General features: G+C 71.8%; 23 protein-coding genes and 1 tRNA gene. 2 read left to right on the top strand and 22 right to left on the bottom strand.

The window, feature by feature from the left end; translation table 11 throughout:
• Positions 1 to 53: 53 nt before the first annotated feature.
• The 18 genes from AC0NH5_RS39445 to eno all read right to left on the bottom strand — a co-directional run bounded on the left by AC0NH5_RS39445 (position 54) and on the right by eno (position 14,435).
• Positions 54 to 362, bottom strand: a complete 309-nt coding sequence (locus AC0NH5_RS39445; protein WP_474412910.1) for a hypothetical protein — start codon at positions 360 to 362, stop codon at positions 54 to 56.
• A gap of 153 nt (positions 363 to 515) precedes the next feature.
• Positions 516 to 1,382 carry a Bax inhibitor-1/YccA family protein gene (locus tag AC0NH5_RS39450; RefSeq protein WP_474412912.1) on the bottom strand — a complete coding sequence of 289 codons (867 nt, stop codon included), beginning with the start codon at positions 1,380 to 1,382 and terminating at the stop codon, positions 516 to 518.
• A gap of 179 nt (positions 1,383 to 1,561) precedes the next feature.
• Positions 1,562 to 1,644 (bottom strand) — tRNA-Leu (locus AC0NH5_RS39455).
• A 58-nt stretch (positions 1,645 to 1,702) separates the two neighbouring features.
• Entirely contained in the window at positions 1,703 to 3,058 is a 1,356-nt protein-coding gene (locus tag AC0NH5_RS39460; RefSeq protein ID WP_474412914.1) for an NAD(P)/FAD-dependent oxidoreductase, read from the bottom strand.
• A 98-nt stretch (positions 3,059 to 3,156) separates the two neighbouring features.
• Positions 3,157 to 3,720 (bottom strand): hypothetical protein, encoded by a 564-nt coding sequence (locus tag AC0NH5_RS39465; RefSeq protein WP_474412916.1) that lies wholly within the window; start codon positions 3,718 to 3,720, stop codon positions 3,157 to 3,159.
• Between the two features lies 1 nt (position 3,721).
• Entirely contained in the window at positions 3,722 to 5,029 is a 1,308-nt protein-coding gene (locus tag AC0NH5_RS39470; RefSeq protein WP_474412918.1) for a DUF58 domain-containing protein, read from the bottom strand.
• Entirely contained in the window at positions 5,022 to 6,011 is a 990-nt protein-coding gene (locus AC0NH5_RS39475; RefSeq protein ID WP_474412920.1) for an AAA family ATPase, read from the bottom strand. Before AC0NH5_RS39475 ends, AC0NH5_RS39470 begins: the two co-directional genes overlap by 8 nt.
• A 13-nt stretch (positions 6,012 to 6,024) precedes the next feature.
• Positions 6,025 to 6,600, bottom strand: coding sequence for a hypothetical protein (locus AC0NH5_RS39480; protein WP_474412922.1), 576 nt, complete (start codon positions 6,598 to 6,600; stop codon positions 6,025 to 6,027).
• Positions 6,597 to 7,307 (bottom strand): DUF4129 domain-containing protein, encoded by a 711-nt coding sequence (locus tag AC0NH5_RS39485; protein ID WP_474412924.1) that lies wholly within the window; start codon positions 7,305 to 7,307, stop codon positions 6,597 to 6,599. Before AC0NH5_RS39485 ends, AC0NH5_RS39480 begins: the two co-directional genes overlap by 4 nt.
• A 42-nt stretch (positions 7,308 to 7,349) precedes the next feature.
• Entirely contained in the window at positions 7,350 to 8,102 is a 753-nt protein-coding gene (locus AC0NH5_RS39490; protein ID WP_474412926.1) for a uracil-DNA glycosylase, read from the bottom strand.
• Positions 8,103 to 8,291: 189 nt separating this feature from the next.
• The gene (locus AC0NH5_RS39495) at positions 8,292 to 8,951 is read right to left on the bottom strand and encodes an LppU/SCO3897 family protein (RefSeq protein ID WP_474412928.1); all 660 of its coding nucleotides are present in this window, start codon (positions 8,949 to 8,951) and stop codon (positions 8,292 to 8,294) included.
• Positions 8,952 to 9,047: 96 nt separating this feature from the next.
• A complete protein-coding gene (locus tag AC0NH5_RS39500; protein WP_474412930.1) occupies positions 9,048 to 10,037 on the bottom strand; it encodes an HAAS signaling domain-containing protein in 990 nt (329 codons plus the stop codon).
• Positions 10,034 to 10,363: a PadR family transcriptional regulator gene (locus tag AC0NH5_RS39505; RefSeq protein WP_474412932.1), complete on the bottom strand. Its 330-nt coding sequence runs from the start codon at positions 10,361 to 10,363 to the stop codon at positions 10,034 to 10,036. Before AC0NH5_RS39505 ends, AC0NH5_RS39500 begins: the two co-directional genes overlap by 4 nt.
• A 155-nt stretch (positions 10,364 to 10,518) precedes the next feature.
• Complete coding sequence (locus AC0NH5_RS39510) at positions 10,519 to 11,433, bottom strand: Ppx/GppA phosphatase family protein (RefSeq protein ID WP_474412934.1); 915 nt, start codon at positions 11,431 to 11,433, stop codon at positions 10,519 to 10,521.
• On the bottom strand, positions 11,430 to 11,921 hold the full coding sequence (locus tag AC0NH5_RS39515; RefSeq protein ID WP_474412936.1) for an amino-acid N-acetyltransferase: 492 nt from the start codon (positions 11,919 to 11,921) through the stop codon (positions 11,430 to 11,432). The genes AC0NH5_RS39510 and AC0NH5_RS39515 overlap by 4 nt, the downstream gene beginning before the upstream one ends.
• A complete protein-coding gene (locus tag AC0NH5_RS39520; protein ID WP_474412938.1) occupies positions 11,918 to 12,430 on the bottom strand; it encodes a DUF501 domain-containing protein in 513 nt (170 codons plus the stop codon). Before AC0NH5_RS39520 ends, AC0NH5_RS39515 begins: the two co-directional genes overlap by 4 nt.
• Positions 12,430 to 13,053, bottom strand: coding sequence for an FtsB family cell division protein (locus tag AC0NH5_RS39525; protein WP_474412940.1), 624 nt, complete (start codon positions 13,051 to 13,053; stop codon positions 12,430 to 12,432). The genes AC0NH5_RS39520 and AC0NH5_RS39525 overlap by 1 nt, the downstream gene beginning before the upstream one ends.
• A 98-nt stretch (positions 13,054 to 13,151) precedes the next feature.
• A complete protein-coding gene (eno, locus tag AC0NH5_RS39530) occupies positions 13,152 to 14,435 on the bottom strand; it encodes a phosphopyruvate hydratase (protein ID WP_474412942.1) in 1,284 nt (427 codons plus the stop codon).
• A 171-nt stretch (positions 14,436 to 14,606) separates the two neighbouring features.
• Between eno and AC0NH5_RS39535 the strand changes: the two genes are divergently transcribed.
• Together AC0NH5_RS39535 and AC0NH5_RS39540 are read left to right on the top strand one after the other, a co-directional pair.
• Positions 14,607 to 15,239 (top strand): hypothetical protein, encoded by a 633-nt coding sequence (locus AC0NH5_RS39535; RefSeq protein WP_474412944.1) that lies wholly within the window; start codon positions 14,607 to 14,609, stop codon positions 15,237 to 15,239.
• A gap of 439 nt (positions 15,240 to 15,678) precedes the next feature.
• The gene (locus AC0NH5_RS39540) at positions 15,679 to 16,230 is read left to right on the top strand and encodes a hypothetical protein (protein ID WP_474412946.1); all 552 of its coding nucleotides are present in this window, start codon (positions 15,679 to 15,681) and stop codon (positions 16,228 to 16,230) included.
• Positions 16,231 to 16,593: 363 nt separating this feature from the next.
• On the opposite strand, the gene AC0NH5_RS39545 is transcribed toward AC0NH5_RS39540, so the two are convergent.
• From AC0NH5_RS39545 to mfd, 4 genes are read right to left on the bottom strand one after another with little or no spacing between them, the layout of a single operon-like run.
• On the bottom strand, positions 16,594 to 18,210 hold the full coding sequence (locus AC0NH5_RS39545; protein WP_474412948.1) for a DUF885 domain-containing protein: 1,617 nt from the start codon (positions 18,208 to 18,210) through the stop codon (positions 16,594 to 16,596).
• Between the two features lie 9 nt (positions 18,211 to 18,219).
• A complete protein-coding gene (locus AC0NH5_RS39550) occupies positions 18,220 to 19,182 on the bottom strand; it encodes a nucleoside triphosphate pyrophosphohydrolase (RefSeq protein ID WP_474412950.1) in 963 nt (320 codons plus the stop codon).
• Positions 19,179 to 20,000: a hypothetical protein gene (locus AC0NH5_RS39555; protein WP_474412952.1), complete on the bottom strand. Its 822-nt coding sequence runs from the start codon at positions 19,998 to 20,000 to the stop codon at positions 19,179 to 19,181. Before AC0NH5_RS39555 ends, AC0NH5_RS39550 begins: the two co-directional genes overlap by 4 nt.
• A 41-nt stretch (positions 20,001 to 20,041) precedes the next feature.
• The gene (gene mfd / locus AC0NH5_RS39560; protein WP_474412954.1) at positions 20,042 to 23,659 is read right to left on the bottom strand and encodes a transcription-repair coupling factor; all 3,618 of its coding nucleotides are present in this window, start codon (positions 23,657 to 23,659) and stop codon (positions 20,042 to 20,044) included.
• Positions 23,660 to 23,726: the final 67 nt, after the last annotated feature.

Consider the following 23,726-nt stretch of genomic DNA (forward strand, 5'->3'; position numbering starts at 1 on the left):
GGGACAACGGCCGGTGCGCCGAGGCTGAGCGGGACAACGACCGGGTGGAGGCGTCAGCTCAGCGCCGCGCGGACGCGGTCGACCTCCGCGGTCGCGCGGGCCAACAGCTCGCCGGACGGCTTCGCGGCCAGGATGTCGTCGGCCATCACCCGGAGCTGATCCGGCAGGACCAGGTGGTGTGCCCGGGGCACCGGCCGGGAAGGGCGCTGCTCGGCCTCGGCGCCCAGGTCCGCCAGTCGCTGTACCAGGGTGTGCACCATCTCGGCCCGGCTACCCGCGCCGGAGGGGGCCGACCAGCGGGTCTCCGCCCAGTGGTGCACCAGGTTCAGCAGGCGGTCGATCGAGGTTGCGAAGTCCGGCACGGAGCAAGAGTACTGAAGCCGGCCCGGCACTGCGGCGAGCAGTGTGCTCACGCCAGCAGAGTGGTCAGGCCGGCAGAGTGCTCAGGAACGGGACAACGCCCGGTCCGTGGGGAGACGGACCGAGCGTTGTAGGGGTGACGACGTGACGAGCGGTCAGTCGTCGCCCTGGAAGAACGACAGCAGCCGGAGGATCTCGATGTACAGCCAGATGAGACCCACCAGGATGCCGAACGCGGCGGTCCAGGAGTAGCGCTGCGGAAGACCCATCCGCACGCCCTCCTCGACCTCGTTGAAGTTCAGGATGAAGCTCAACGAGGCCACCACGATGCAGACGATGCTGAAGATGTAGCCCAGCGCACCGGCGTCACGAAGGCCGGTGTTGACGCCGAAGAGCGCCAGCACCAGGTTGATCAGCATGACCGCGAAGAGGCCACCCATGATCGCGATCAGGGCCTTGGTGAACTTCGGCGTGGCCCGGATGACCCGGGCCTTGTACAGCATGGCCATCAGGAAGAAGACGCCGAAGGTGGCGACCACCGCCTGCAGGACGATGCCCTCGAAGCCGGCGACGACGGTGAAGTACTTGCTCACCATGCCGACGAAGACGCCCTCGATGACGGCGTAGGCCACCACGAGCACCGGGTTGGCCATCCGCATGAAGGAGATGACCAGACCGAGCACGAGGCCGGTCAGGGCGGCGCCGATCCAGGCGGGGCCGATCAGGCTGTCCGGAATCAGGTTCCACGCGGCGACGGCCGAGATGCCGGTGATGCCCAGCAGCATCACCGTCTTGACCACGACGTCGTCGATGGTCATCGGTCGGACGGCCGGCGGAGAGGCAGGGTAGCCCGACGCCGTCGGGTAAGGCTCGCCGTATGCCGGCTGGCCGTAGCCCGGCTGGCCGTAGCCCGGCTGGCCGTAACCCGGCTGACCGGCCTGGCCGTGGGGCCCGTACCCGGCCGCCCGCTCCCGCTCGGCCGCCTGGCCGAGTCGCGAGAGCACCGGGTTAGAAGTCTTCACTGTTTCCAGCCTCCCTTGAGATAAGGCGCAGTGCCTGTCGCTCAAGAGTAAGCGCAAGATGCTCATCCTGCCGTACCCCATTGCTGTGAGCAGGCTGAAAGTGCTTCGCGTAGGCGCAGGTCACAGCTGGTGTGAACAATATCGCGGCCGCGGCTGCACGCCGCGGCCGCGAGAGGCGGTGCCCGGGGCGGGTCTCGAACCCGCACGCCTTGTCAGGCAGCCGCTTTTAAGGCGGCCGTGTCTGCCATTCCACCACCCGGGCGGGCCTGCGAACACCGTAGCGGGTGCCGCCCGGGGGACGGAATCGGCCATGGCTCTCGTCAGCGGGAGCCGGCGCCCACCTTGTCGGCGGCCGGCGCCTTCACCGGCGGCGTGACCTCGGTGAACTCCTCACGCGGGTGGTGCAGCTGGCCGAGTGCCACGGTCTCCCGCTTGAACAGGAAGGCCAGCCCCCAGTCGGCGAGCACCTTGACCTTGCGGTTCGTCGACGGGATCCGGCTCACGTGGTACAGCCGGTGCATGAGCCACGCCGGGTAACCCTTGAGCTTGATGCCGTAGACGTGCGCGACGCCCTTGTTGATGCCGAGCCCGGCGACGCTGCCCGCGTACTTGTGCTTGTACTCCTTCGGCGCGCCACCGAGAACGACCTGGCGGATGTTGTCGGCGAGCACCGCGGCCTGCCGGACGGCGTGCTGGGCGCTCGGCGAGCACCAGCCACCCGGGTTGGTCAGGTCGGGGACCTGCGCGCAGTCACCGGCGGCCCAGGCGCCCTCCCAGACCTCACCGTCGAGCGAGGCGACCTGGAGGGTGGGCAGGCAGTTGACGTGCCCGCGCGGGCCGCGGGGCAGGTCGGTCTGCTCCAGCATCGGCGACGGCTTGACGCCGGCCGTCCAGACCAGGGTCTCGGCGCGGAAGGTGTCCCCGTCGGAGAGCACGATCCGGCCGTCGACGCAGGACTCCAGCCGGGTCTCCAGGCGCAGGTCCACGCCGCGGGAGGCCAGCTGCCGGGCCGCGTACGCGCCCATCTCGGGGCCGACCTCGGGCAGGATCCGGTTGGTCGCCTCGACCAGGATGAAGTGGACCTCCTTCGGGTCCAGCTCCGGGTAGTACTTCAGCGCGTCGGAGACCACGTCCTGCATCTCGGCGAGCGCCTCGATGCCGGCGAAGCCACCACCGACGAAGACGAAGTTGAGCGACGCCTTGCGCACCTCCTCGTCGGGCGTCGCCGCGGCGACGTCCAGCCGGTCGAGGATGTGGTTGCGCAGGTAGATGGCCTCACCGATGGTCTTGAGCCCGATACCCATGTCGCTCAGGCCGGGAATCGGCAGGGTCCGCGAGACGGAGCCGGGCGCCACGATGATGTGGTCGTACTCCATCTCGTAGGCCGGGCCGTCGATCGGCTGGACGGTGACGGTCTTGCGGGCGTGCTCGATCCGGGTGACCTCGCCGGAGACGATCCGGCACTTCTTCAACTCCCGGCGCAGCGGCACCACAGCGTGTCGCGGCGAGATGCTACCGGCCGCCGCCTCAGGCAGGAACGGCTGGTAAGTCATGTGCGGAACAGGGTCGATGACGACGACCTCGGCCCGATTCCGGTTCAGCTTCTTGGACAGGCGCAGTGCGGTGTACAACCCGACGTGACCTGCTCCAACGACGACGATGCGCGGCGGATTCACGCGTCTATTGTCGCGCGTCCGAGCCTTTTTATGCGTTGTTCTGTGACCATCGCAACCATGAAAGTCAAGTGTCGTAAGGCACAGTTTGGTCGGGTTTTTTATCGCCTTCGCACCGTATGCGCCAGGACCAGCGTCACTCCCACGGCCGCGGCCAGGCCGACCAGGGTGGCGAGCTGGAAGGCGTCACCCTCGAGATCGGCGGTGAGCCCCAGCGCGAGCACGATCAGCACCGCGGAGATCAGGATCACGCCGCCGGCCCGGCCCAGCCACAGCCCGGGCACGTCCAGGTTGACCATCGCGTCGTACGGCAGGACGGCGGCGAGCGCGGTCAGGGTGTGCGCGAGATAGAGCAGACTCGCCAGCGCGAGCACCCGCCAGAGCTCGACCTGGGTGTCGTACCCGGCCGTGTCGACGATCCAGCCGCCGATCGCGAGCAGGGCGGCGGCGGTCCCGCCCCGGCCACGCGGGGACACCGCGGGCCAGATCGCGACCAGGACCAGCACGACGAAGTAGCGGCTGCCGAGCAGCAACGGCGGCCAGGCCACCGCCATGGCCAGCAGACCGGCGAGCAGCACGCCGAGACGGACCAGCACCGGGATGGGAGTGACCCGCCGGGCCGCGGTGCGCAGCCGGTCCACCCGGCGGGAGATCGCGATCAGCACGTCAGCGCCCCCTCGGCGCGGAGGCCATCCGGGCCACGTCACGCAACACCAGGTCCAGGCTGCCGGCGCCGGCCCAGGACACCACCGGCACGCCGTGCTCACGCAGCCGGCCCAGCACGTTCTCCCGCTCCAGGCGCCAGAGCCGGGTCGCCAGCGGGGTCCACTGGTTGCGCACCGGCGGGGCGGCGTCCGGCGGCAGCGTGTCCACCGCCACCGTGTAGCGGCCGGACCGGGTGAGCTGGGCCAGCATGTCGGCGGCGCGCGGGTCGACCAGCGGGGTCAGCACGACCACCAGCGCGGACGACGAGATGTGATGCACCGGGAGATGGTTCTCGTAATCCGCCGCCTCGGCCGGATCGGCACGCACGTCGAGCAGCCATTCCAGGACGGTGAGGTATTGCCGGCGGCCGGAGGCGGCGCGCAGCCGGCGGGCCCCGGCGCCGAACTCGAGCAGCGACACCCGGTCGCCGCGGTGCAGATAGTGCTCGGCGACCGCGGCGGCCGCCCGGACCGTGGTGTCGAGCACCGAGGCGGAGCCGCGGACACCACCCGGAAGGCCGACCTCACCGAGCAGGTCCAGCAGAAGCAGCACCTCGGCGTCGCGGTCCGACAGCGTGTACGCCACGTGCAAATCACGGGTGCGCAGCGAGACCCGCCAGTCGATGCGGCGCAGGCGATCACCGGGTGCGAACTGGCGCACGCCGGCGAGCTCGCCACCCTCGCCGGGACGGCGGGACCGGTGCGCGCCGACCAGGCCGGCCGCCGCGGGCATCGCCTCGGTCGCGTTGAACGGCTCGGTGACCGGATAGACACGGACGCCGCGGGCCGGGGTGACCATCGGGCGGGACGCGAGCAGCCCGCCGCAGGCCACCGCGCGGGCGGCGGCCGGGCCGACGTCCTGCCGGCCCCAGCGCAGCGCCTCGCCGGGCAGGTCGATCGCGGCCCACCCGTCGGACGGGACGTTGATCGCGAACGGCCGGTCGGCCTGCTCGAGGCGCAGCCACGGTGAGGTCCGGGTGCGGACCACCACCAGGTCGTACCCCACCGCCTCCGGGTTGGCGACCGTCAGCCCCGCCTCGACCTCGCCGCCCTCGACGACGTGTTCCTCGCCGGTGGTGATCGTGACCTCGGGCGCGGACCGCGGGATGCGGCGCAGGTGCAGGGCCGCCCCGATCGCGAACGGCGCGGCCAGCAGCACCAGGTCGACCCGGCCCAGCGCCACCCCGAGCAGCAGCAACAGGCCGGTCAGCAGCACCGCCCGGCCGAGCGCCCGGGTCGGCGCCCAGACCTGCGGTGTCGGTTCAGTCATGCCGCGCGTACGAGGGGAGCGCGCCGCTGGCCGGCGCGGGCACCGCGGTGAGCACCTCCTGGACCACGAACGACGGGTTCACCTGGCGCAGCCACATCTCCGGGCGCAGCGTGATCCGGTGCGCCAGAGCCGGCACCGCGACGTCCTTGACGTCCTCCGGCACCACGTAGTCACGGCCGGCCATCGCGGCCCGGGCCCGGGCCAGCAGCAGCAGTGCGAGCGAGCCACGGGGCGACGAGCCGACCAGCACCGCGCCGTGCTCACGGGTGGCCGAGGTCAGCGAGACGATGTAGCGGCCGATCGAGTCCTCCACCGCCACCTCCTCCAGCGCGGCCTGCATCTGCTGCAGGGTCTGCGCGTTCACCACCGGAGCGAGCTGGGCCTCCTCGTGCCGCCGCGACATGCGGCGGCGCAGCACGTCCCACTCCTCCTCGGCGGTCGGATAGCCGAACGACACCCGCAGCATGAACCGGTCCAGCTGCGCCTCGGGCAGCGGGTACGTCCCCTCGTACTCGATCGGGTTGGCGGTCGCCAGCACGTGGAACGGCGGGTCCAGGCGGTAGGTCACGCCCTCGACCGAAACCTGCTTCTCCTGCATCGCCTCGAGCAGCGCGGATTGGGTCTTCGGCGGGGTCCGGTTGATCTCGTCGGCCAGCAGCATGTTGGTGAAGACCGGGCCGGCCCGGAACGCGAAGTCGCCCTTGCGCTGGTCATAGAGGAAGGAGCCGGTGACGTCGGCGGGCAGCAGGTCGGGGGTGAACTGCAGACGGCGGAAGTCCAGGCCGAGCGCCTGGGCGAAGCACCGGGCGGTCAGCGTCTTGCCGAGACCGGGCAGGTCCTCCAACAGCACGTGCCCGCCGGCCAGGATGCCGGCCAGCACGAGTTCCAGCGACTCCCGCTTGCCGACCACCACGGTGCCGACGGAGTCGAGGACCGCTCCGGCCAGCCGCCCGACCTCGTACGGGGGAAGAGCCTGGGTCACCGGCGCGCCTTTCTCACAGTCGTTCCAGAGCGTTCACAAGAGTCTCGATGTCACGCGTCCGCAGGCCACGCCGGCGCGGATCGGCCAGCGTCGCCCAGGGCTCGTCGCCGAGCAGCTCCCGGGCGCGGCGGGGATCACTGGCCCGGGTGATGCCGTGCCGCAACCGCAACCGTTCGTCGGTCAGCTCGGCGAGCACCGGCAAGACGTTACGCGCATGCCGTTCCGGGTCGGCATGTGCCTGGTCCAGGTTCAGCTCCCACCGCCGCACGGTGGCACGCAACGAATCGGCGGTGCGCGGCGGCCCGGAGGCGGCCTTCGAGCGTGACCGCGGCACGGGTGGCGGCGTGACCTCGGCGGCCGCCCACATGATCAGGCGGAGGCCGACGAGCGCGGCGATGATCAGCACGAGCGGGATGCGGACCGAGGCGGCCCGCAGGCCCGCCACGATCACCACAGTGGTCACCCCGATCAGCAGTGCCTCGCCCAGCAACCGCGGCACCCGCGAGCGGCGCCGCTCGACGACCACGACCTCGTCGGCCGGCTCCTCGGGAACCCCGAAGAGTTCGTCCAGACCCCCGTCGTCGCTCATGCCTCGACTCCGCTGCGGACGGTGCCGAGGTCGGCGCGGAGGCGTTCGAGCGCGGACCGGGCCTGGATCCGCATCTGGTCGTCCACGGTGTGCGTCGCGTACCGCGCCTCCCGGTAGACCTCCAGCAGCGCGGCCAGCACGCCGGCGTCCACCCGTTGCTCGGCGAGCAACCGGCCGACCAGGTCGGTCGGACTGTCACCGGGATGCCGCGGGGTGCCGGCCGCGGCAGCGGCGTCCTCCAACCGCACCCAGCAGGCGATCACCGCGCGGCGCGGGTCACGGTCGGTGTCGGACAGCTCCTCCAGGCCGGCGTCGAGCGCGGCCACCAGGTCCTCGGCGGTTCGTGGCTCCCGGCGCCCGGCCCGTTTCCCGCTGCGCCTCGTGCGCCGGCGCAGATGGTCCCGGATCAGAGCCACCGACACCCCGGCGACCATCGCGATCGCGGCCACGCCCAGCACGCCGAGCGCGACGTCGCCCATCCAGGTGGGCAGCGTGCGGGCCGCCTCGGGCACCGGCTCCTCGGTGACCGCCGCGGTCGGCTCCACGGTGCGGGGCGGCAGCATCGGCGGCGCGGTGGTGGTCGGCGTCGCCTCCGGAGTGATGTGGTCCAGCTGGGGCGACGACCTGGTGGCGGCCAGCGAGAGCACGAAGAGCAGCCCGACGACGGCGGCCAGCGGCCACCATCGGCGCAGTGCGGCGAGGTCCATGCGGGGCTCAGATCCGTGACTCGGGGATTGTCGGCGCTCGCATCATGCCAGGCCCGCCAGGGCCTTCGCACGGGCGAACACGCCGTCCAGCATCGCCGGGGTGAGCCGCCCGGTGAACGTGTTCTGCTGGCTGACGTGGAAACACCCCAGAAGATCGGGCACGCCGGGAACGCTGACCAGGGCACCGTGCCCGAATTTCGGTCGTGGCACGGGTGGGCGTACCCCGTAGACCGCGGTCATCGCCGGCCACCACGCCTGCCAGGCGAACGCACCCAGCGCGACCACCACCCGCAGGGTGGGCCTGATCAGCTCCAGCTCGCGCCGCAGCCAGGGTGCGCAGGTGTCCCGCTCCGCAGGCAGCGGCTTGTTGTCCGGCGGCGCGCAGCGCACCGCCGCGAAGATCCGGGTGTGCCGCGTCGCCAGGCCGTCGTCTGCGGCGACGCTGGTGGGCTGGTTGGCCAGCCCGGCCCGGTGCAGCGCGGCGAAGAGCACGTCGCCGGACCGGTCGCCGGTGAAGATCCGCCCGGTCCGGTTGCCGCCGTGCGCGGCGGGCGCGAGACCGAGGATGGCGATCTCGGCGTCGGCGGGGCCCATACCGGGCAGCGGACGGCCCCAATATTCCTGGTCGCGGAAAGCGGCACGGCGGGTCACCGCGACCTCGGTGCGCCAGGCGACCAGTCGCGGACAGGCGAAGCAGTCCGCGATCCGGGCGTCCAGCACGCTGAGCGAGGCGGCCTCGGCCGCCTGTGCGACAACCCCTTCAGCGGTACGCGCGGACGACTCGGACGCAAGCATGAGAACAGCACAACATCCCGCGGGGCGGACGGCGCACCCGGGTCCGTGCCGGGGCCCGTGGCAGGCAGGTTTGCCCGGCCGGAGCGCAGCAGAGGCCCGCACGGGACCACGCGTCCACTCCGTGGGTCAGGGTCCGCCCGCAGACGTCGCGGGGGCGTCCGGACGGACGCCCCCGCGATCAGTCGCCGGTTACTTCGTCTTCAGGCAGAGCAGGTAGCCGTCGCCCTTGTCGCTGGCGATGACATAGCCCTCCTCGCCCTCCTTGAGCTGGGCGTTGAAGGTCGGGTCGCAGGCGGTGCTCTGCGGGTCCTTGACGCCGTCGACCCGGCCGATCACCGCATACTTCGCGTCCGCCGAGGAGCACTCGGCGATCTCGGCCTCGACCTGGGTAGCCGTCTCGCTCATCTCGTTCTTGATCGCGATGCAGTCACCGGCCTTGGCGTCCTCGGTCGGGTCGCCGGAGATCAGGCTGCCGAGGAACGTCTTGACCAGCACCACGACGAGGATGGTGACGGCGATGCCCAGGATCCGCTTGACCCACCCCTTCTTCTTCGGGGCCTCGGGCTGGGCCGGCGGGAACTCGCCGCCGCCGGGGTGCGGGGGCGGGAAGCCCGGGGCGCCCGGAGCGCCGGCGGGCGGCGGCGGGAAACCCGGAGCGCCCGGGTTGCCCTGCGGATAGCCCGGGTTGCCCTGCGGATAGCCCGGGTTGCCCTGCGGGTAACCCGGCGCGCCCGGGTTGGACTGCGGGTAACCGGGAGCGCCCGCGTGCGGTTGCGGGTGACCGGGAGCGCCGGCGGGCGGCGGGAAAGCCGGGCCGCCGGGCTGGGCGGGCACAACCGGGTCAGTCATGGGGGTTCCTCAATTCGAAGGTAACGGCCGGACTCCGGCCGCCAGCACGGGAGGATAGTCACCGCCCTCACTCCCGCGCGACCCCGTTACCAGGCTTTATCTGCTGCCCGAAGGACTCGGTCCCGGCGTAGCCTGAGAATTTGCTGAACGTGACGGCGCGGGCTCGGAGGGCGACGGAACAGCGGACCGGGACGGCGTCGGCGTGCTCCCCGGCCCGGACGGGGTGGCCGTCAGGAACGGCGCGTCCTCCGGGCAGTGCGGATAGCCGAGCTGCCGGCTGTCCGACAACTCACCCGACCAGTCGTCGACGCAGTACGCGTCCCCGAGCGTGATCGGCTGACCGTTCTGGTCGTAGATCTGGGCGTTCGGCACGAGCCGGCCCTGCCCGTCGTAGACGAACAGGTCGTCGACGTTGCTGAACTCGCTCACGTAGCCGACGTCCATGTAACCGGAGTCGTCCCGGCCGCCGTCCAGCTCGGCGAAGCCCACGACGGCGAAGAGCACCAGGAACACGTTGGCGGCCCGCAGCGTGCGACGGGCGGCGGGCCGGGTGACCCGGCCGCGGCTGCCCAGCCAGATCGAGCCGACCACGAACACGCCGAGCAGCAGCAGGGCGACCAGCTCGTTGTCGGCGAGACGGGGCAGCAACCCGAGCGGGCCGCTCTGCTCGCCGAAGAAATAGGCGAAGGCCATCGCGGCCAGGTAACCCCGCAGCACCCACCAGGCCGGGCGCAGCAGCACCAGGAAGTCACTCACCTTCGCGTACCCCAACAGGGGCCCGGCCCGGTCGTCGGCCCGCCGCGCCGCAGCGCCCAACCGCCCCCGCAGCTCGGCGATGCGACGCCCCGGTGCCGGCGGGGGCGGCACGGCGCCGGTCACCCCGGCGCTCGCGACCAGCTCCGCGGCGTAGGCCTGCGGGGCGCCGAGGCGCTCGGTGAGTGAGCCGCCACCCTCGGCCAGCACCTCGGCCAGGTGCTCCGGCAGGTCCTCCAGCAGCTCCTCGCGGGTGGTCTCAGGGAGGTGCGCGAGCGCCTGGCGGACCTCCTCCACGTAGAGCTCGATCTCGGTCGATGTCGCCAGGTTCACGCCGTCCCCCGTTCCCGAAGCAGATCGTCCATGATCGAAGCAAAGCCCTGCCAGACCTTGCCGGAACGCTGGAGCTCAGCGCGCCCGGCGGCGTTGAGGGCGTAGTACTTCCGGTGCGGCCCCTCGTCGCTGGGAACCACATAGCTGTTCAGCAGGCCGCTGGAGAACAGCCGGCGCAGCGTTCCGTAGACCGAGGCGTCGCCGACCTCCTCCAGGCCGGCGGCACGCAGCCGGCGCAGGATGTCGTAGCCGTAACCGTCCTCGTCGCGCAGCACGGCGAGGACCGCCAGATCCAGTACGCCCTTGAGTAGCTGGGTCGCATCCACGCGACGCACACTACTGTGCATTCCGAAGTACCGTCAACAGCACGCTACCAACCCCGAGTGTGTGAAGTTCGGGTGCGCAGCGCACCCGAAGTCCCCACGCAGTCGCTCGCCGGCCCGGGTGTGGGGACTCGGGGTGAAGAGCGCCCCGAAAGGGTTCAGGGGGCGGCGAGACCGAAGGCGATGCCGTCGAGGATGTCGTGCTCGGAGGCGATCACGAACTCGTGGCCGGAACGCTCCTGGATGATCTGCATGATCAGGGCGCCGGCGCCGATCACGTCGGCCCGGCCGGGGTGCATGACGGGCAGCGCGCGGCGATCGGCAACGGTCATCTTCAGGAGTTCCTGAGTGACCCGGACGACCTCGGCGGACAAGACCCGGCTGTGGTGGATGCGCGCCGAGTCGTACACCTCGAGGTCGTGTGCCAGAGCGGCGACGGTCGTGACCGTCCCGGCCAGGCCGACCAGCGTCCTGGCCGACCTGCCGTCGACGGCCGCCAGAGCCGTGTCGACGGCTGCCGTGACGTCCTCCTCCGCCGCGGCCAGCTCGGCCGGCGTCGGCGGATCACTGCGCAGGTGCCGTTCGGTCATCCGGACGCAGCCGATGTCCATCGAGATCGAGCGTTCGACGGTGCGGGTGCCGGTGACGAACTCGGTCGAGCCGCCGCCGAGGTCATAGACCAGGTACGGCCCGTCGGCGTCCAGGCCCTGCACCGCGCCGAGGAAGGACAGCCGGGCCTCCTCCGCACCGGTGATCACTTCCGGGTCGACGCCGAGCACCCCGCGGACCATGTCGCGGAAGTCCTGCGCGTTGGAGGCGTCCCGGCTGGCGGAGGTGGCACACATCCGCACCCGGCTGACGCCCAGCTCGGCGATCTCGGCGGCGTAGCCGAGCAGCGCCCGCCGGGTGCGCTCCAGAGCGGCGGGAGCGATCATCCCGGTCCGGTCGACACCCTCGCCCAGCCGAACGATCTCCATCCGCCGGGCCACATCGACCAAGGAATCATTACCGGTCACGTCGGCGATCAGCAGGCGGATCGCGTTGGTGCCGCAGTCGATGGCCGCGACTCTCATAGGTGCAACAGCATTCGTTTGTTCCCCAACGTGTTCGGCTTGACCCGTTCCAGGTCCAGGAACTCGGCGACACCCTCGTCGTACGACCGGAGCAACTGCTCGTACACCGAATGCGGCACCGGCGCCCCGTCGATCTCGGCGAACCCGAACGAGCCGAAGAAGCTGGTCTCGAACGTCAGGCAGAAGACGCGGGCGACACCCAGCTCACGAGCCTGGTCAAGGAGCGCGGCGACGATCTTGTGGCCGATCTTGCGACCCCGGCGTTCCGGGTCGACGGCCACCGTCCGGATCTCGGCCAGGTCCTCCCACATCACGTGCAGGGCGCCACAGCCGACCACCTGCCCGTCGTCGTCGGCCACCCAGAACTCCTGGACCGACTCGTAAAGCGTGACCGTCGCCTTGCTCAGCAGCCGGCGATCGGTGGTATAGGTGTCCACCAGGGACCGGATCGCCTTGACGTCCCCGGTGCGCGCGCGGCGGATGATCACTGGCTCGGGCCCACGCACGGGCCGCCGGACCAGTACTCACCGATCGCGTCCCGCACCTCGTCGCCGAACGGGTTCACTCCCGGCCCGGCCGCAAGCGCGTGCCCGAGATGGACGTGCAGGCACTTCACCCGGTCCGGCATGCCACCGGCCGACACCCTGGCGATCTCCGGCACCTCCTCGATGGCCGTCCGCCGGTCCAGATAGTCCTGATGTGCCTCGGCATAGCGTTTGGCCAGCTCGGGATCGGTGCTGAGACGTTCCTGCATGTCTCGCATGACGCCGGCGGACTCCAGCCGGCTGCACGCGGCGGTGGCATGCGGGCAGGTCAGATAGAAGAGCGTGGGAAACGGTGTGCCGTCGTCCAGGCGCGGCGACGTCTCGACGACGTCCGGGTTGCCGCAGGGGCAGCGGTGCGCGATCGCACGGGTGCCGCGCGGGCGGCGGCCGAGCTGGGCCGCGACGATGTCGAGGTCGGCCGGGGTGGGTTCCGGGGTAGCTGGTTCAGCCATCAGTTGGCGGGCTCCGCATTGGCGGCTTGGACGCTGCTCCACAGCGTGTCGTACCAACGGTCCGGGGCGGCCGCCGGCGCTTGCTTCTCGGCGTCGCGAGCGGCACCCTGCTCATCGTAATAGACGAGCAGCGGCGTCTCACCGGGGCGCACGTAGAAGTAGGTGTCGCGGGCCTGGATCCGCAGGTACTCCGGATCGTTCCACTTCTCCAGCTCCTTGGCCGTCGCGGCGATCTCCTGCCGCTGCGCGACCTGCGCCCGCTCCATCTCGGCGATCTGCGTCTCCTGCTCCAGGTACACCCGCAAGGGGTAGGTGTAGGCGAGAGCGAGGGCGACGAACACCGCGATCAACACGGTGGCCCGGCCGGTCAGGGCGCGCCGGCGGGGTGCTTCGGTGCGCTTGGCGGCTGCGCCGCTTTCCGATCCGGGGGTACGACGTGACGACGGCACCCGGATCGGCCCGGTGTTACGGCTCCGTGCGGGTGCCGGCGCGTTCCGGGCCCGCGTGGCGGCCCCCGGCCGGCCCGCGGAGGCGCTCGACCGGGTCGAACCGGCACTCTGCCGGGCGGCCGCGCCGGGACGCCGGGCCGGACCCTGCCCGCTCGGCAATCGGCGTTGCGTCATTCCCGCCTCCCCCGGACACCTCAGGCGTGTGGCCCCGCCCCCGGAAACCTATGCCTCCGGGAGCGGCAGCCACAACTTCATGATCTGACGCGCTGGTGTCAGCCGACGCGGTAACGCGGGAACGCGCCCGCACCGGCGTACCGGGCGGCGGTCTCCAGCTGCTCCTCGATGCGCAGCAGCTGGTTGTACTTCGCGACGCGGTCCGAGCGGGCCGGGGCGCCGGTCTTGATCTGGCCGGAGCCGACCGCCACCGCCAGGTCGGCGATGGTGACGTCCTCGGTCTCACCGGAACGGTGCGACATCATGGTCTTGAAGCCGGCCCGGTGGGCCAGGTCCACGGCGTCCAGGGTCTCGGTGAGCGAGCCGATCTGGTTCACCTTCACCAGGACCGCGTTGCCGGCGTTCTCGGCGATGCCGCGGGCGATGCGCTGCGGGTTGGTGACGAACAGGTCGTCACCGACGATCTGGATCTTGTTGCCGAGCTGCGAGGTCATCGCGCTCCAGCCGGCCCAGTCGTCCTCGCCCAGCGGGTCCTCGATGGAGACGATCGGGTACTCGTCGACCAGCTTCGCGTAGTAGGCGATCATTTCGTCGGTCGACTTGGGCGCACCCTCGAAGACGTACGACCCGTCCTTGTGGAACTCGGTCGCGGCGACGTCCATGGCCAGCACGATGTCGCTGCCCAGGTTGAAGCCGGCGGCCTGCACGGCCTCGGCGATCAGGTCGAGCGCGGCGGCGTTGGCCGGCAGGTTCGGGGCGAAGCCGCCCTCGTCGCCGAGGCCGGTGGAGAGGCCCTTCTTCTTCAGCACCGACTTGAGCGCGTGGTAGACCTCGGCGCCGGTGCGCAGCGCCTCACGGAAGGTCGGCGCGCCGATCGGGGCGATCATGAATTCCTGCACGTCGACGTTGGAGTCGGCGTGCGCGCCACCGTTGACGATGTTCATCATCGGGACCGGCAGGACGGCGGCGTTCGGGCCACCGACGTACCGGAACAGCGGCAGCTCGGCGGAGAGCGCGGCGGCCTTGGCGACCGCCAGCGAGACACCCAGGATCGCGTTCGCGCCCAGCTCCGACTTGGTGTCGGTGCCGTCCAGGTCGAGCATCTTCTGGTCGATCAGGCGCTGCTCGGACGCCTCGTAGCCGATCAGCTCGTCGGCGATCTTGTCTTCGATGTTGGCAACCGCCTTCTCGACACCCTTGCCGAGGTAGCGGCCCTTGTCACCGTCGCGGAGCTCGAGCGCCTCGAAGGCGCCGGTGGAGGCGCCGGAGGGCACCGCGGCGCGGCCGACCGTGCCGTCGTCCAGGCCGACCTCGACCTCGACGGTGGGATTGCCCCGGGAATCGAGGATCTCGCGGGCGACGATAGCTTCAATGGTGGCCATTAGTCGTGTCGCTCCCTAACAGTTGTACGAATACAGTTTCGGTCCGCGACCCTGCGGGCCGACCACGACCCTGAGCGTATCGAGTCGGGCAATGACGCGTTCGCGGGGCCGGTGAACTCCCCCGCCGGTATCCCTCAAACCTCCGCCCGGCCTGCCGAACCAGTGGGCACTATGACGAGAAGCCTGTTTCCCGCCGACGGCTCGCGCGTCGAGATGGACACCGGGGAGGAACGCCTCACCGGCGTCCGGGTCGTCCGGGTCACCGACGCCGCCGTGACACTGTCCCTCGCCCTGGCCGACATGCCGCCGACCGGCTCCGACGTGACGCTGCGCTGGCCCGCCGGCCAGCGCGGACGTTACGCGGCCCGGGCCACGGTGATCGCGATCGACGAGAACCGGGCCGAGGTCCGGGTGGCCGGTGAGCCCACCGTCGAACAGTTCCGCCACTTCGTCCGCGGTGGCGGCGGGGAGAGCGTGCTGCTGGTCCGGCCCGGCGAGCCGGAGTCGATCGGCTGGGTGCACGACATCAGCGAACGCTCGGTCCGGGCCCACTTCACCGACGTCGACCTGCGGCCCGGCCAGGAGATGCAGCTGCGGGTGCAGCTCGGCAGCGAGGTGGTCGAGTTCCCGGCCACCGCGATGCGGGTCAGCGCGGTGCGCCAGCAGGTGCCGGTCCGCGGTCCGCTCTCCGTCGAGCTGGTGGCGATCTTCGACCAGGACGAGCGCCAAGCGAAGATCATCCGCCGGTACGTGCTGCGGCAGCAGGTGTCCCGGGCCCGGGACGGCGCCGTCACCGCGGTCTGAAAATGTCGAATACCGAATTCCAATAAAGGGTGTTCCGGCCGTTAATTGTCGTGTAATTCGCCTGAAGATTAACCGGCGCCGGCGCCGGATACTCGATTGCGCGGGGTGGCGCGGGTGCGCCAGGGTGGTCATCGTGCCCGCCACCCCGCGTCGCGCGCCCACCCCGCGATCCGCACCCACGCCGCCGCCCACGCCTGCGTCACGTCGCGCGCCCACCCCGGGATCCGCACCCGCGCCTGCCCCGCGTCGTGCACCGACTCCGCGATCCACGCCGCCGCTCACGCCGACCCCGAGTCGCGCGCTCGCGCCACCTCCCGCGGGCGCCGCGCGCGCCGGCCGTTCGCTTCGGCCGGGCCGGCCGGTCCGTGCGGCTGTCGTCGCGGGTCTGCTCTTCGGCTCGGTGTCCTGTGCGGGTCTTGATCAGGCCGATGCCGCCGGCGTGACCCCACAGGATCTGGTGGCCACGGTGGCCGACCAGTTGGCCGGCGGGTCGTCGCTGACCTACACCGCGACGTACCGGCTGGCCGGCGGCGCGACGGCCCGCGCCGTGCACGTCGCCCAGCCACGACGGAGCGCGCACGTCTATCCGGACGGCCGGCTGATCCGCACCGAGACGGCACAGACGCGTTGCGACGGCGGCGAGTGCGTCCGCACCGCGCCCGGCACCGCGGACGCCACGCTGCCCCCGGCCTCCGGGATGGTCACCCCGGAGTCGGTGCTGGCGCTGCTGGAGACCGCGGCCATCGACCCCGGCGCAGAAATCGAGCAACAGAGCACCAACCGGGCCGGCCGGCATGCGACGTGCCTGGAGGTACGCGGCGCCGAAAGCTTCAGCACCTGCGTGACCGTGGAGGGCGCGCTGGCCGGTTTCACCGACCGGGTCGGCGGGGCGGCGATCGAGATGGTGCTGGTCGACTACACCGAGGTGGTGGACGAACGCGACTTCGCCACCCCGCCCGGCACCCGCCTGATCGACCGCCGCAGCAAATAGGCAGAGGCACCACCCCAGCCGGCGAAGGCCCGGCCGACTGCACGGGGCGAGGCGCCGCGGGCCGCAACAGCGGGAGGCACCGCTCAGCCGGCCACCGCGAGAGACGACAGCGTCACCGGGCCGCAGAAGCGCAAGGCGCGGCCCGGCCGCGGAGGTGGGCCGCGCCACGGGCGACAAGAACACGGCCAGCCTGCGGGCGGTCGGGCTGTCCGGGCGTGCCTTCGGGCTGGCCGGGCGGTCGGGTCGGCGGTCGGGCGGGCGGTCGGGCGGGCCGGCGGCCGGCGGTCGGGCCGGCGGGCTGTCCGGGCGGCCGGCGGTCGGCGGTCGGCGACCGGGCGGGCCGACGCGGGTGGCGGGCTGGCGTCAGACGCCGAGCAGGGTGCGCAGGTGGCGCGGCGGCGGGGAGCCGTGGGCGAGCATCGCGTCGTGCCAGGCCTTGGGTGTCGCGCCGAAGGGGCGGGCCGCGGCGATGCCCGCCATCTCGGTGTAGCCGACGAAATAGGTGGAGAGCTGCGTCGAGGTGAGCAGCGCCCGGCGCCACTTGCCGGCCGCCTCGCCCTCCTCCTGGAAGCCGCGCCCGGTCATCAGCGCCATCGCCTCGGACTCGGGCAGCTCGTCACAGTGCGTGAGCTGGTCGATGATCGCGTTGAGGCTCATCCGCAACTGCATCTTGAGCTGTTGCAGCCGGACCGGCAACCCGCCGAAGCCCAAGCCGGACATCAGCTCCTCGGTGTAGACCGCCCACCCCTCGACGAACGGCCCGGACCAGCCGAGCGCCCGGACCCGGGTGGCCGCACGGAACCGGCGTGCGTGGGCGATCTGCAGGTAGTGACCGGGCATGGCCTCGTGCACGGTCAGGTTGCGCAGCATCTCGTTGTTGTATTCCCGGTAGAAGCTGGCGATCCGCTCCGCGGGCCAGTCGGCCGGGGCAGGGGCGATGCAGTAGAAGGTCGGGACGTCGGCCGTCTCCAGCGGGCCGGGCGGATCGCAATAGGCCACCGCGACGCCGCGGGCGAACTCCGGCATCTCCTCGATGACGCACGGATCGTCCACCAGCGACACGATGTCGTGCCGGCGGACGAACTCGGTCGCCTCCCCCATCGTCTCCTTGGCCAGCGCGACGATCGTGGTGTCGTCGGGGTGTTGCTGAGCGATGGTGTCGAGGGCGCGGCGCACCGTGTCGTCGCTCGCCGGGCCACCGACCAGCTCGGCGGCGGCTTCGCGCAGCTCCGCGCCGACCCGGTCGAGGTTCGCCCGGGCCCGGCTGAGCACCTCGGCCGCGGAGAGCTCGGTGTCGAGGGTGTGCCAGAGGCGCGCCTCCCACAGCGGGCGGCCGAGCCGCGGGTCGCGCCCGGGCTCGCCACTGTCGAGTCGAGCGCGCAGCCAGCCGTCGAACTCGGCGAGCGCGGCCAGCGCGGCGGCCGACGCCGGCTCGACCACATCGGCCATCCCCGGCGCCTCGGTCAGCAGGGCCGGGACCTGGTCGCGGATCAGCGCGGCCGTCCCGGCGAACTGGCCGGTGGCGGTCTCGGCGTGGATGCGCGGCACGTCGCGCAGGACCGCCCGGGCGGTGGCGAGCGCGTCGGGGATCGCGGCGAGCCGGCCGGCAAGGCTTTCCAGCCGCTCCTCGGCCGGCGCGAAGGAGCGCGCGATGAGGCCGTGCAGCAGCGGGCCGGGGTTGTGCTCCAGCGGGTTCCACTCGTGCTCGCGGATCTCGGCCAGCTCGAACGCCGCCCGCTCCACCTGGGCGGAGAGGATGGCGTGGTCGACCTGGTCCTCGGGGGCGAGTCCCTCCGCGTCCAGCCCGCTGAGTGCGTCACCGGCGTCGCGCAGCATGGCCACCCGGCCGGCGACGCCGGACGCGGACAGGTCGGGCAGGCGGCTGTCGAAGCGGTGGTCGCCCGCGTTGGCCGCGGTGACGGGGTCGCTTTCCAGCAGGGCGTCGACGATGCGCTCGGCGAGCGTTACGAACTCCGGCATCCCCAAAAACTACTCGGAGGGACCGACATTTTCCGCCGCACGCACCGCGTCCGCGTACGCCAATGCCGCTCGCCGCAGCTCCGCCTCGGGGTCCAGTCCCGCGGCGCGGGCCTCCGCCACCACCCGCAGCAGCGCCGGGCCGAGCTCGTCGCCGGCCGGCAGCGGCACGTCCAGCCCGCCCCGTTCCACCCGCTGGAGCATCTTGGCCACCAGCGCGAGGGCGGGCTGGCTCAGCGCGATCCCGTCCAGCACGGAGTCCCGTGACTTCTCGGCCTGCTTGATCCGCTCCCAGTTGGCGGTGATCTCCTGAATGTCCTCGACCCGTTCGCCGGCGAAGACGTGCGGGTTGCGCCGCACCATCTTCTCGACCAGGCCGCCGGCCACGTCGTCGATGGTCCAGCCGCGTCCTTCCGGCTGTTCCTCGGCCAGCCGGGCGTGCAGCACCACCTGGAGCAGCACGTCGCCGAGCTCCTCCCGCAGCGCCTCCAGGTCGCCGGACTCGATCGCGTCGTACGCCTCGTAGCTCTCCTCGAGCAGGTACGGCGCGAGCGTCTGGTGTGTCTGCTGACGTTTCCACGGGTCGCCGCCGGGCGAGACCAGCCGGTCCATCACGGTGACCGCGTCGAGCAGCCGGGCGCCGGGCGGGTCCCACGAGCCGTACATCAACTCGATCTCGGCCAGTGCGGGCTCGCGGGCCAGGCGCAACCCGAGCTGCCGTGCGAACGGCTGGTCGCCGGTGGGCCCGGCGAGCCAGACCGCGCCGGGCCCACCGGCGATCGCGTCCAGGAAGCCCTGGGCGTCGGTGTCCAGCACGGTGACCGGGACACCGGTGACCCGCAGCGCCGTCGCCTGCTGGCTCTCGGCGCCGGCGAAGACCGGATAGGCGCGGACCGCGTCCCAGGCCTCCGCCGTCAGCAGTCCCGCGGGCAGCCGTGGCGACGTGACCAGCAGGATGATGCGGGCACCGCTCAAGGCGCGTCGACCACCGGGGCGCTCAGGTCCTCGCCGATCTCGGCGCCGAGCAGGTTCAGCGAGCCGCTCTCGCTCTGGGTGCTGAGCAGGTCGAACTCGAAGGGGTGGTAACGCGGGTTGACGTCGATGTCCATCGCCCCGACGGTCTTCTCGACCTCGGCCCGGATGGCGCCGGCCTGGGCCACCGCCTGCAGGTTGGCGTCGCTGATCTCGGCCCGCCAACCCGCGAAGTCCTGGCCGGCCGGGATCCCGCCGCCGGCGGCGAGCCGGTCGTAGACGGTCCGCAGGTCGTCGTCGGTGGGCTGGGCGGGCGCCGGGATCGCCTCGCCGAGCAGCTGCCGGTAGACCGCGATCTCGGCGGTCAGCCGGGCGAACTCGGTGCCCGTGGGGAGCTGCAGCTGGGCCGCGATCTCGTCGAGGGAGACACCGGCCGGGACGGTGAGCCCGCGTTCCTCGGCCATCTCGCCGTAGACCCGCTGGCCCACCAGCGCGCGGACGACGTCGGCCCGGCTGATCGGCATGCGCACCGGCTCCGCGGTGACGGTCGGCGCCGGGGTGACCGGCTGGCCGGCGTCCTCGAGCTCCTTCTCCTGCTGCCGCTGCGCGTCCTCGGCCGCGGAGGCCTGCTGCTCGGCAGTGGTGGACAGCTGGACGCGGACCTCGTCCCAGACTTCTTGGACGCGCTGCTCCGTGACCCGGCCGCTCTCTCCGATGTAGGCGGCCACGGTGGGCTCGGAGCGGCAGGCGGACAACGCGCCCAGGGCGAGAGACGCGGCGACAACGGCGGAGGCGAGTCGGCGAGCACGCAGCATGGTCATGACTCTCTCACGGGCAGTGTGACGTACGTCGCCCACCCCCGTCACCGCGCCGCCACGGCGGGTGCCGGGACGTCGCCGAGGACGTCCTTGAGCAGCTGGGCACACCACTGGAGGAGGTCCTGGTCGCGCAGCGGCTCGCCGCCCACCCGGCGGGTCATCGGGCGCGGCACGCTCACCTGGTCGTTGGCGGGCTTGTAGACCGAGTCCGGGTGGTAACGCTTGAGCCGCATCTGCTTGGAGTCGGGCAGCGGCAGCGGGGAGAAGCGGATGTGCTTGCCCTGCAGGGAGACGTCGGTCAACCCGTAGGCCCGGGCCAGCTGCCGGAACCGGGCGACCGCGATCAGATTGGTGACCTGGGCCGGCGGCTCGCCGTACCGGTCGGTCATCTCGGCGATCACCTCGTCCAGGCGGGCGTTGTCGCGGGCCTCGGCGAGCTTGCGGTACATCTCCAGGCGAAGGCGTTCCACCGCGATGTACTCGGTGGGCAGGTGCGCGTCCACCGGCAGGTCGATCTTGACCTCGGGTTCCTCCTCGGGGCGCTCGCCCTTGAAGGCCTGCACCGCCTCGCCGACCATCCGCACGTACAGGTCGAAGCCGACGCCCTCGATGTGGCCGGACTGCTCGCCGCCGAGCAGGTTGCCGGCGCCGCGGATCTCCAGGTCCTTCATCGCCACGTACATGCCGGCGCCGAGCTCGGTGTGCTGGGCGATGGTGGCGAGCCGCTCGTGCGCGTGCTCGGTGAGCGGCTTGTCCCGCGGGTAGAGGAAGTACGCGTACGCCCGCTCCCGTCCCCGGCCGACCCGGCCCCGGATCTGGTGCAGCTGGGCCAGCCCCAGCAGGTCGGCGCGCTCCAGGATGAGGGTGTTCGCGTTCGGGATGTCGATGCCGGACTCGACGATCGTGGTGCAGACCAGGACGTCGAACTCCTTCTCCCAGAAGCCGACCATCACCTTCTCGAGCTGTTCCTCGCTCATCTGGCCGTGTGCCACCGCGACCCGCGCCTCGGGCACCAGCTCACGCAGCTTGCGGGCCGCCCGGTCGATCGACTCGACCCGGTTGTGCAGGTAGAAGACCTGCCCGTCGCGGAGCAGCTCGCGGTGGATGGCGGCGGCCACCTGCTTCTCGTCGTACGCCCCGACGTAGGTGAGCACCGGGTGCCGCTCCTCCGGCGGCGTGGCGATGGTCGACATCTCACGGATGCCGGTGATCGCCATCTCCAGGGTCCGTGGGATCGGCGTGGCCGACATGGTCAGCACGTCCACCGACGCCCGCAGCGCCTTGAGCTGCTCCTTGTGCTCGACGCCGAATCGCTGCTCCTCGTCCACGATGATCAGGCCGAGGTTCTTGAAGCGGGTGGACTTGGAGAGCAGCCGGTGCGTACCGATCACGATGTCGGCGCTGCCGTCGGCGGCCTGCTCCAGGGTGCGCGCCGCCTCTTTCGGTGTCTGGAACCGGGACAGCTGGCTGATCTGCACCGGGAACTGGCTCATCCGCTCGGTGAACGTGTTGTAGTGCTGCTGCGCGAGCAGTGTGGTGGGCACCAGGATGGCCACCTGCTTGCCGTCCTGGACCGCCTTGAACGCCGCCCGCACCGCGATCTCGGTCTTGCCGTAACCGACGTCGCCGCAGATCAGCCTGTCCATCGGGACGGCCAGCTGCATGTCGTGCTTGACCTCGTGGATGGCGGCGAGCTGGTCGGGGGTCTCGGTGTACGGGAAGGCGTCCTCCAGCTCCCGCTGCCACGGGGTGTCCGGGCCGAACGCGTAGCCCTCGGAGGCCTGCCGGGCCGCGTACAGCTGGATGAGCTGGGCGGCGATCTCCTTGACCGCCTTGCGGGCCCGCGCCTTGCTCTTCTGCCAGTCGGCGCCGCCCATCTTGTGCAGGCTGGGCGACTCGCCACCGACGTACCGGGAGAGCTGGTCGAGCTGGTCGGTGGGGACGTAGAGCCGGTCGCCGGGCTGGCCGCGCTTGGACGGCGCGTACTCGATGACCAGGTATTCGCGGTCGGCGCCGTTGACCGTCCGCTGCACCAGCTCGATGTAGCGCCCGATGCCGTGCTGCTCGTGCACCACGAAGTCGCCGGTCTTCAGCTCGAGCGGGTCGATCGTGTTGCGCCGGCGGGCCGGCATCTTGCGCATGTCCTTGGTGGACGCGCCCCGGCCGCCGGAGATGTCGTTGCCGGTGATCACAGCGAGCTGGGAGGCCTCGTCCACGAAGCCGTGGTTCAGCCCGCCGCAGGTGACCAGCAGCTGGCCGCCCTCGATGGCGGTGGAGATCGAGTCGGCCGGGGTGACGCCCAGGCCGGCGTCGCGCAGCACCTCGGTGGCCCGTTGCGCGGTGCCCTTGCCCTCGAAGACCAGCGCGATCGCCCAGCCCTTGCCGGCCCACTCGGCGAGGTCGCCGGCCAGCTTGGCGGTGTCGCCGTGATAGAGCGGGACCGGCTGGGCGGCCAGCGTGATCGCGTCACCGGTGTCCGGCGAGACCTCCACCTCGGGAGTCTCGAGCCACGGCGTGTCCGGAGCGGCGTCCGGGGTGGGGGCCAGCCCGAACGGCGAGAGGGTCCACCAGGGTTGGCTGAGGACGGCCGCGTGTGCGCGTACGTCCGCGAGGTTCTTGAAAGCGACGGCGCCGACGTCGATCGGCGCCTGGCCCCCGACGGCGGCCGCGGCCCAGGAGGCCTCCAGGAACTCGTCGGAGGTCCGGGTGAGGTCGTGCGCCCGGGTGCGGATCCGCTCCGGGTCGCAGAGCAGCACGTGGGTGCCGGCCGGCATGCAGTCGATCAGCAGCTCCATGTTGTCCGTGCCGTCCAGCAGCGCGGGCGCGAGCGACTCCATCCCCTCGACCGGGATGCCCTCGGCCAGCTTGTCGAGGATCTCGGCCAGCTCGGGGTGCTCGGCGGCGAGGGCGGCCGCTCTCGCCCGCACCGCGGGCGTCAGCAGCAGCTCCCGGCACGGCGGCGCCCAGAGCCGCTCCACCTTGTCGATGGTGCGCTGGTCGGCGACCGCAAAGGTGCGGATCTCCTCCACCTCGTCGCCCCAGAACTCGACCCGGGACGGGTGCTCGTCGGTCGGTGGGAAGACGTCCAGGATGCCGCCGCGGACCGCGAACTCGCCGCGCTTGGTGACCAGGTCCACCCGCGCGTACGCCATGTCGGACAGCCGGCGGGCGACCGTCTCCAGTTCGGCCTCGCGGCCGGCGACCAGCTCCACCGGCTCCAGGTCGCCGAGGCCCTTGAGCTGCGGCTGCAACAGCGACCGGACCGGCGCGACGACGACCCGCAGGGGCTCGTCGCCGGGGTGGGCCAGGCGGCGCAGCACGGCCAGCCGGCGGCCGACAGTGTCGGAGCGGGGGGAGAGCCGCTCGTGCGGCAGCGTCTCCCAGGACGGATAGACGGCGACCCGGTCCGGCTCGAGCAGGCAGCCGAGCGCGTCGGCCAGGTCGTCCGCCTCGCGGGAGGTGGCGGTGACCGCGAGCACCGGGCGCTGAGCGCCGCCGCTGTCGGCGGCGCCGGCCACTGTGGCGACCACGAACGGCCGCAACGAGACGGGCGCCGTCAGGTCGAGCGAATCGGAGTCGACAAAGCCCTTGCGGGCCAGGTCGCGGGCCCGGGCGAGACCACGGTCGCGCAGGGCGGCTGGGATGAGACCGGAGAGTTGCATGACGAGAAGACCCCCGAGGGCACGACGAACGACCCCGGTCGCCGACTAGGGCGGGGGTACACGGAAC

It is taken from the genome of Actinoplanes sp. 13 (genome assembly GCF_056134165.1).

Coding starts and splice junctions, on each gene's coding strand:
- AC0NH5_RS39470 (WP_474412918.1), bottom strand. CDS start 5,029: ATGACTGAACCGACACCGCAGGTCTGGGCGCCGACCCGGGCGCTCGGC.
- AC0NH5_RS39480 (WP_474412922.1), bottom strand. CDS start 6,600: ATGAGCGACGACGGGGGTCTGGACGAACTCTTCGGGGTTCCCGAGGAG.
- AC0NH5_RS39485 (WP_474412924.1), bottom strand. CDS start 7,307: ATGGACCTCGCCGCACTGCGCCGATGGTGGCCGCTGGCCGCCGTCGTC.
- AC0NH5_RS39490 (WP_474412926.1), bottom strand. CDS start 8,102: ATGCTTGCGTCCGAGTCGTCCGCGCGTACCGCTGAAGGGGTTGTCGCA.
- AC0NH5_RS39495 (WP_474412928.1), bottom strand. CDS start 8,951: ATGACTGACCCGGTTGTGCCCGCCCAGCCCGGCGGCCCGGCTTTCCCG.
- AC0NH5_RS39510 (WP_474412934.1), bottom strand. CDS start 11,433: ATGAGAGTCGCGGCCATCGACTGCGGCACCAACGCGATCCGCCTGCTG.
- AC0NH5_RS39520 (WP_474412938.1), bottom strand. CDS start 12,430: ATGGCTGAACCAGCTACCCCGGAACCCACCCCGGCCGACCTCGACATC.
- AC0NH5_RS39525 (WP_474412940.1), bottom strand. CDS start 13,053: ATGACGCAACGCCGATTGCCGAGCGGGCAGGGTCCGGCCCGGCGTCCC.
- eno (WP_474412942.1), bottom strand. CDS start 14,435: ATGGCCACCATTGAAGCTATCGTCGCCCGCGAGATCCTCGATTCCCGG.
- AC0NH5_RS39535 (WP_474412944.1), top strand. CDS start 14,607: ATGACGAGAAGCCTGTTTCCCGCCGACGGCTCGCGCGTCGAGATGGAC.
- AC0NH5_RS39545 (WP_474412948.1), bottom strand. CDS start 18,210: ATGCCGGAGTTCGTAACGCTCGCCGAGCGCATCGTCGACGCCCTGCTG.
- AC0NH5_RS39555 (WP_474412952.1), bottom strand. CDS start 20,000: ATGACCATGCTGCGTGCTCGCCGACTCGCCTCCGCCGTTGTCGCCGCG.
- mfd (WP_474412954.1), bottom strand. CDS start 23,659: ATGCAACTCTCCGGTCTCATCCCAGCCGCCCTGCGCGACCGTGGTCTC.